Below are 7,126 nucleotides of genomic sequence, written 5' to 3' on the forward strand. Positions count from 1 at the left end.
GACATCTATCTTCTGCTCGAACTTGCGAACAATGTTCGATTTTTCGAACCATGGCCGTCAAAGGGGACAGCCCGTGTTGCGCACCTGTCACTTGCTCCCTCCTGAGGCAGCTCCGTCGGCCCTCTCCGCCGCCTTCGTCGCCGGACCCGCCACTGCGGGGTCTCCGGTCGCTTCCACGCCTACGCGGAAACCGCGTCTCCTCGGCCGCTGACCGGCATCACGCCACGTCCCACGTCGCGCCGGAGCCGGTCCGGCCCCATCGGTAACGGAGCTCGGGCCTCACCCTCGACCTCACTTGCACCTGATCACGGCACTCCAGAAAGACAGGAACGCATATGCCCGCGGTTCGCGCTCGGCTGGCGGCGATATTTGTCGCCGCCTGCCTGCTCTTCTCAGCCCAAGTCGTGACCACACCTCAGCGGGCCGCCGCCGCGGACCCGGGCTACCTGATGACGCACTTCATCGGGGAGGGGTCGACCGGTCAGCAGATGTACTTCTCGTACAGCGCGGACGGGCTGAACTGGACCGACCTCAACGGCGGCGGGATGACCCTGCGCTCCACCGTGGGCACCCGCGGCGTGCGCGACCCCGCCCTGGTGCGCTCTCCCGACGGCAGCAAGTACTGGATCATCGCGACCGACCTGTGCATCGGCTGCGGACAGTCGTGGTCGGACTCCACGTCCAACGGCAGCCGCAACCTCGTGGTGTGGGAATCGACGGACCTGGTCACCTGGTCCCAGCCGTGGCTGCTCAACGTCGCCGGCGCCATCCCTGACGGGCGCAACGCCTGGGCCCCTGAGGCGATCTGGGATCCGGCCACCAACGACTACGTCCTGTACTGGGCGACCAACTCAACCCTCAACGGCGTACTGAAGCACCGCATCTACTACGCCCGCACCACCGACTTCCGCACCATCACCACCCCGCAGCTCTACATCGACCGCCCCGGCACCCAGGGCATCATCGACACCCAGATCGTCGAGGTGCCCTCCGGCGTCGGCAACTTCCGCTACGTCCGGGCCTCCGGCGACGGCCAGATCACCCTCGAAGGCAGCAACTCGATCCTCGGCACGTGGACCAACCTCGGCAACCTCTCCGGCATCGGGCTGACCGGCTCCCAGGTCGAGGGCCCGATGTGGATGAAGTTCCGGGACCGCAACGAGTGGACGCTCTACCTCGACCAGTACGCGGCCGGAAAGGGATACATGCCGGTCACGACGACCAACCCGTCCGTCCCCGGCACCTACCAGCTCCCGACGTCGGGAACCTACTCCCTGGGCGGCACCAAGAAGCGCCACGGCTCGATCCTGAACCTGACGTCCGCCGAGGACACCCGGATCCAGGCCCGCTGGGCAAACACCCCGGCCAAGCGGCTGCAGTCCTTCAACTTCCAGGACCGCTACGTGCGGCACGCCAACTTCGACGTGCGCATCGACCAGAACATCACCAACGACGACGCCAAGTTCCGGCCGCGACCGGGCCTGGCCGGCTCCGGCACCGTCTCCTTCGAGTCGGTCAACTTCCCCGGCTACTACCTGCGGCACGACGGATCCGACTTCCAACTCGTCTACAACGACCGCACCACCCAGTTCGCCGAGGACGCCACCTTCCGCCAGGTCGCCGGGCTCGCCGACTCGTCCTGGTCCTCGTTCCAGTCGTACAACCACCCCGACCGCTACATCCGCCACTACGCCTACCAGCTGAAGCTGGAAACGATCACCACCGCGACAGGCCGCAGCGACGCAACCTTCCGTCTGGTGAGCTGACCTGCCAGGGATGCCGGCGCCCTCGGGCGGCGCCCCACCTGCCGCCCGCCCTCAAGCGAGGAAGGCGTCGGCATCCCACCCGCGAGCGCAACGCCACAGCAGGTGTCATCCGGGCGGAACGCGGTACCTCGGCCGAGGCGTCGCGTCCCCCTCCTCAGGCATGTCTTCTTCAGGGGATGTGAACCATGCACAGCGTGAGACTTCAGTGCCGCCGGAGATTCCGGCAGGGCGCTCTGGCCGCCGTGGCCGCCGCCTCGTTCCTGGCGGGCGTCGTCGGCCCGGCGGCCCCCGCCCAGGCGGCGGAGATCACCGACGGCCTGGCTCTCTGGTACAAACTCGACGCCACCTCGGGCACCGTGGCGGTGGACGCCTCCGGCAACGGACGCAACGGCACCGTCAACGGCACCGCAAGTTGGTCGAGTTCCGGGGAGGGGCTCACTTTCAACGGGTCCAGCACCTTCATCAAGGTGCCGGACAACATCATGAGCGGCATGAACTCGATCACCGTCTCGATGGACGTGCAGATCGACGCCGCCCAGGCCACGCCATACTTCATCTACGGCTTCGGCAACACCGCCACCAGCGGCACCGGCAATGGGTACCTGTTCACCACCGGCAACTCGTTCCGGACCGCCATCGCCTCCGGGAACTCGTCCACCGAGCAGAACACCCGGACCTCCGCCGCGCTGCAGCGCTCGGTCTGGAAGCACGTCACCTACACCCAGACCGGCAACACGGGCGTCCTCTACGAGGACGGCATGGAGAAGGCCCGTAACACGTCGGTCACCCTCACCCCCGGTTCCATCGGGTCCGGCATCACCACGGCCAACTACATCGGCAAGTCGCTCTACACCAGTGACAAGCTCTTCAAGGGCAAGATCCGCGACTTCCGGGTCTACGACCGCGCGCTGGCACCCGGCGAGGTTCTCGATCTCAGCGGGAACACCACGGGCATCGGCGCGGCCACCCACCCCAGGCTGAAGATCGACGCCATCATCGACGACGCCAACAGCAAAATCACCCTCCCGCTGACCGAGGGCACCGAACTCACCACGCTCGCCCCGCAGTTCACCATCGCCCAGGGCGCGTCCATCAGCCCGGCCTCCGGCACTCCGCGCGACTTCAGCGAGCCCGTGACATACGAGGTGACCGGCCCGGACGGCGAGAAGCGCACCTGGACGGTCGAGGCGCTGGAGATGAAGAGCCCAGTGCTTCCGGGGCTCACCGCCGACCCGAACATCGTCCGGTTCGGCGACACCTTCTACCTGTACCCGACCACCGACGGCTTCGCGGGATGGAGCGGCACGAAGTTCAAGGCGTACTCCTCCAAGGACCTCATCCACTGGACGGACCACGGCGTCATCCTGGACCTCGGACCCGACGTCAGCTGGGCCGACGCCCGGGCCTGGGCCCCGACGATGGCCGAGAAGAACGGGAAGTACTACTTCTACTACTCAGCCGACACGAACATCGGTGTCGCGGTCTCCGACTCGCCCACCGGCCCGTTCAACGACCCGCTCGGCAAGCCGCTGATCGCCCGCGGCGCCTTCACCGGCCAGATGATCGACCCGGCCATCTTCACCGACGACGACGGCAAGCGGTACCTCTACTGGGGCAACGGCAGGGCATACGTCGTACCGCTCAACGACGACATGGTCTCCTTCGACGCCTCCAAGGTCACCGACATCACCCCCAGCGGCTACAACGAGGGCACCTTCGTCATCAAGCGCAGCGGCACCTACTACTTCATGTGGTCGGAGAACGACACCCGGGACGAGAACTACCGCGTCGCCTACGCCACCGGAGCCTCGCCCACCGGCCCCTGGACCAAGCGAGGCGTGATCCTGGAAAAGCGCCTCGACCTGGGCATCAAGGGGCCCGGCCACCACTCCGTGGTCCACGTCCCGAACACCGACGACTGGTACATCGCCTACCACCGCTTCGCCATCCCCGGCGGTGACGGCACCCACCGCGAAACCACCATCGACAAGCTGGAGTTCGACGCCGACGGCCTGATCAAGAAAGTCGTCCCCACCCTGAGCAGCATCGACCCGGTCTCCGTCGGCGCCACCCTGCCGACGCACACCAACCGCTCGCTCCAGTCGGTCAACTTCACCGGCCGCTACACCGCCGTCCGCTCCGACAGCCTCGGCTACCTCGACCCGGTGACCTCCTCCAGCACCACGGCGGTCAAACAGAGCGCCACCTTCACCATCGTCCCCGGCCTGGCCGACTCCACCTGCTACTCCTTCCGCGACTCCGCCGGCCGCTACCTGCGCCACAAGGACTACCGGATCCGCTTCGACGCGAACAGCGGCACGGCCACCTTCCACAAGGACGCCACCTACTGCGCCCGGCCGGGCTCGGCCGCCGGCTCGGTCAGCCTGGAGTCCTACAACTATCCCGGCCGCTACCTCCGCCACTACAACTACGAGCTGCGCATCGATCCCTACCAGGACAACGCCACCTTCCGCGCCGACAGTTCGTTCACGGCGGTCAACCCCTGGGCCTGACCGCATTGCCTCGCTCGCCGGCTGCCCCGCACCCCTTTACCATGCGGGGCAACCGGCGTCGTGGCGCGCCGAGCCTCACGTCGGCGGTCAGCCGCGTCGCGAGCACTCCGAACGTCTTCCCCATGGGGGCGATCGTCTCCTTAGACCGTGTCCTACGTGGTGAGGCGAACAAGTCGTTTGTAGCAGCAGATGGCGGCGGCGAGGCCGAGAAAGGCCAGGTAGTTGCGGGGGTTGCGTTCGTAGCGTGGGCTGAGTCGGCGGTAGCCGGACAGCCACGACATGGTGCGTTCGATCACCCAGCGGCGGCGGCCCAATCGTTCGCTGGACTCGATTCCTTTGCGTGCGACCCGGACTCCGATGCGCTTGCCGCGTAACCATTTCCGCAGGTCGGCGCGGGCATAAGCTTTTGTCCGCGTGCAGGCGCTGGGGCTTGAAGTGGCGGCCGCGGTGGGGGTCGTGTCTCGTTTGGTGACCCTCGATCATGGGCTTCAGCCCTTCGCTGTCGTGGTGTTGCCGGCCGAGACGCCGACGAGAAGGGGCAGTCCGTTCGCGTCCGACAGGATGTGCATCTTGGAACCAGGCTTGCCCCGGTCCACGGGGCTCGGACCTGTGTGTTCGCCCCCTTTTTTTGCCCTGACGTGGGCGGTGCCGAGGACGACACGGGTGACATCGATGAGGCCGGCATCGTCGAGCCGGTGCGGTACCGCCTCGTGCAGGCGGCCCCAGACTCCTGCTCTCGACCAGATCGGAAACCGGCGCTGGGCGGTCGACTTCGATATCCCGAAGCAGGGCGGCAGTTGGCGCCAAGCGCATCCGCTGACCAGGACATAGATGATCGCCGCGAACAGCGTCTCATCAGGGGTGTCCTGCGTTCCACCGCCTTGCGGCCGCACTCTCGACGGAGAGATCAGCGGCTTGGCGATCTCCCACAGCCCGTCCGGAACAATCCAACTCCACGTACCCCGCCCCATGCCCGAATCAACGACCGCCTCACCACGTAGGACACAGTCTTGGTCGGACGTCGTCCGTCCGCCGGGCAAAGGGAAAAGCGGCCGGTCGCGTGGTGCGACCGGCCGCTCGTTCCTCAATCCGGCAGACCGGCAGACCGGCAGTCCGAGTCAGGAGATCGACTTGATCGCCTGCCAGCCGCCGCCGCCGACCACCGTAGAGGGGCCCACCAGGCCGCTTCTGCGGCCGGGTACGAACTCCAGGCCCGCCGTGGTGTTGGAGGTGGTGGTCCACAGGTCCGGGATGCCGTCCCCGTTGGAGTCACCCGTGGCGGTCAGCAGGGGGCGTGCGGCCGTGGTCCACCCCGTGGCGTATGCCGTGCGGTTGGACCCGCCGCCCAGGGATGCCGGGTCCGTGCCGCCGTCGGAGATCCCGTCGCCGTCCGCGTCGCCCGGGCTGCGGCCGTGGTACAGCCACAGCTCGCCGTTGGTGGTGTTGCGGGCGATGAGGTCGGTGAAGCCGTCCCCGTCGACGTCGCCCGGCGAGGCGAGTTGTATGTTGCCCCAGCCGGAGGTGCCGATCAGGTAGCCCGAATCGATCTTCGCGCCGTAGCGGCCCTGCATGAACCAGAGTTGGTCGCCGATGATCGCGACGAAATCGGGGTAGCGCGCATCGGAGTCGGCGGTGATGTCACCCACGGACACGATCTGCTTGATGGTCGCGGGGTCGGTCGCCTGCTCCGTCTCCTCGTCAGGGTAGACGTACACCTGCTCCCGGTTGTCGGCGGTGAACTCGCCCTGGCCGCCGCTGTTCGGGTACAGCCAGAGCGTGCCGTCGGAGTGGCGCGCGACCAGGTCCTCGTAGAAGTCATCCGTCCAGTCGCCCCGGTGCGTCAGCAGCGAGCCGCGCCAGCCGCCCCCGGAGGAGAGGGGGATCATCGTCGCGTGAGTGCCGTTGCCCGTACCGCCGTACAGGCGCAGGTTGTCGGTGCCGTCCACGGCGACCATGTCGGGCAGTCCGTCGCCGTTGAGGTCACCGGGCTTGTCCATCACGCCTGGGCTCTTCACGTAGAAGCGGTACGGATAGATCGGGCCCACGTTGCCTGCCGCGTCCACCAGGCGCACGTACAGCGTGTGCGGTCCCGGCGTGGGCGGGGTGACCTTCTGTTCCACCGAGCCGCCCTTGGCCGCGGGCTTCACCGAGTTGCTCGGCGGGGTCCGGTCGAGGCCCCACCGGTATTCCGTGGTGTCCGAGACGCCGTTGGCCTTGAACTCGAACAGGCCCTCGGTGCGGGACAGCGCGCCTTCGACGGGCTCCATGTCGGCCGTTGTCTCGGGGTAGAGACCGTCCTTCGTGCCGACGAGCGGCATCACGGCCGGCGCCTTCGGGTCGAAACCGAAGCGGCAGCCCGGTGCGCCCGCCGTCGGAGTCCAGTCGGAGGCGAAGGACGCGTCCGCGGTGTCCTCGGCCTGCGCCTTCCAGGAGAACTGCCCGTTGCTGGCGCCGATGTGCTGCGTAAGCAGGGCCTTGCTCACGACGACCCGGGCCTGCGCGCCCTTGGAGTCCGCCGACTTGACCGTGACCTTCATCCGCTTGTCGAAGATGATCCCGGGCGAGACGGCGTGCTTGCCGGTCGCCCACAGGTGGAACTGCACGTTGACGGAGCCGCCGTCCGGGTCCCACACCTGCGCGGCCAGCGTCACGTCCGTGTTGCCGAGGGTGACGTACGACGAACCGTTCCCGCACTCGGTGCTGCTCACCTTGGTGCTGGGGATGGTGTCCAGCGCCCAGGGCGCCTTCGGCGGGCGGTTGAACTCGACGATCAGCTTGGCGTCCGGCTTGAACTTCTTCCAGCTGTACTCGTCCTTGGCGTCCTCCGCGCTCTGCGGGGCCCGCAGA

4 protein-coding genes and 1 pseudogene are annotated in these 7,126 nt (G+C 67.5%); 2 read left to right on the forward strand and 3 right to left on the reverse strand.

The genetic code is table 11. The features are described from left to right. The first annotated feature begins 335 nt into the window (after positions 1-335). Together ACFWWR_RS40455 and ACFWWR_RS40460 are read left to right on the forward strand one after the other, a co-directional pair. Positions 336-1,766: a glycoside hydrolase family 43 protein gene (locus ACFWWR_RS40455; protein WP_384308867.1), complete on the forward strand. Its 1,431-nt coding sequence runs from the start codon at positions 336-338 to the stop codon at positions 1,764-1,766. 194 nt (positions 1,767-1,960) lie between these two features. Further along, a complete protein-coding gene (locus tag ACFWWR_RS40460) occupies positions 1,961-4,279 on the forward strand; it encodes a family 43 glycosylhydrolase (protein WP_383874726.1) in 2,319 nt (772 codons plus the stop codon). A gap of 152 nt (positions 4,280-4,431) precedes the next feature. Here the strand turns inward: ACFWWR_RS40460 and ACFWWR_RS40465 are convergent. The 3 genes and pseudogenes from ACFWWR_RS40465 to ACFWWR_RS40475 form a co-directional block, all read right to left on the reverse strand. Further along, positions 4,432-4,689: pseudogene (locus tag ACFWWR_RS40465) on the reverse strand (transposase); the annotation flags it as partial. Positions 4,690-4,767: 78 nt separating this feature from the next. Beyond that, positions 4,768-5,250, reverse strand: a complete 483-nt coding sequence (locus tag ACFWWR_RS40470; protein WP_383874728.1) for a transposase — start codon at positions 5,248-5,250, stop codon at positions 4,768-4,770. A 147-nt stretch (positions 5,251-5,397) separates the two neighbouring features. Further along, positions 5,398-7,126 (reverse strand): FG-GAP repeat domain-containing protein (locus tag ACFWWR_RS40475; RefSeq protein WP_384308869.1); only part of this gene is annotated, 1,729 nt, incomplete at its 5' end.

The sequence above is a fragment of the Streptomyces sp. NPDC058678 genome (assembly GCF_042714835.1).
Taxonomy (GTDB): Bacteria; Actinomycetota; Actinomycetes; order Streptomycetales; family Streptomycetaceae; genus Streptomyces.

What these genes read in the sequence shown, in the direction of transcription:
- ACFWWR_RS40455 (WP_384308867.1), top strand. Translation starts at nt 336, where the DNA reads ATGCCCGCGGTTCGCGCTCGGCTGGCGGCGATATTTGTCGCCGCCTGC.
- ACFWWR_RS40470 (WP_383874728.1), bottom strand. Translation starts at nt 5,250, where the DNA reads ATGGGGCGGGGTACGTGGAGTTGGATTGTTCCGGACGGGCTGTGGGAG.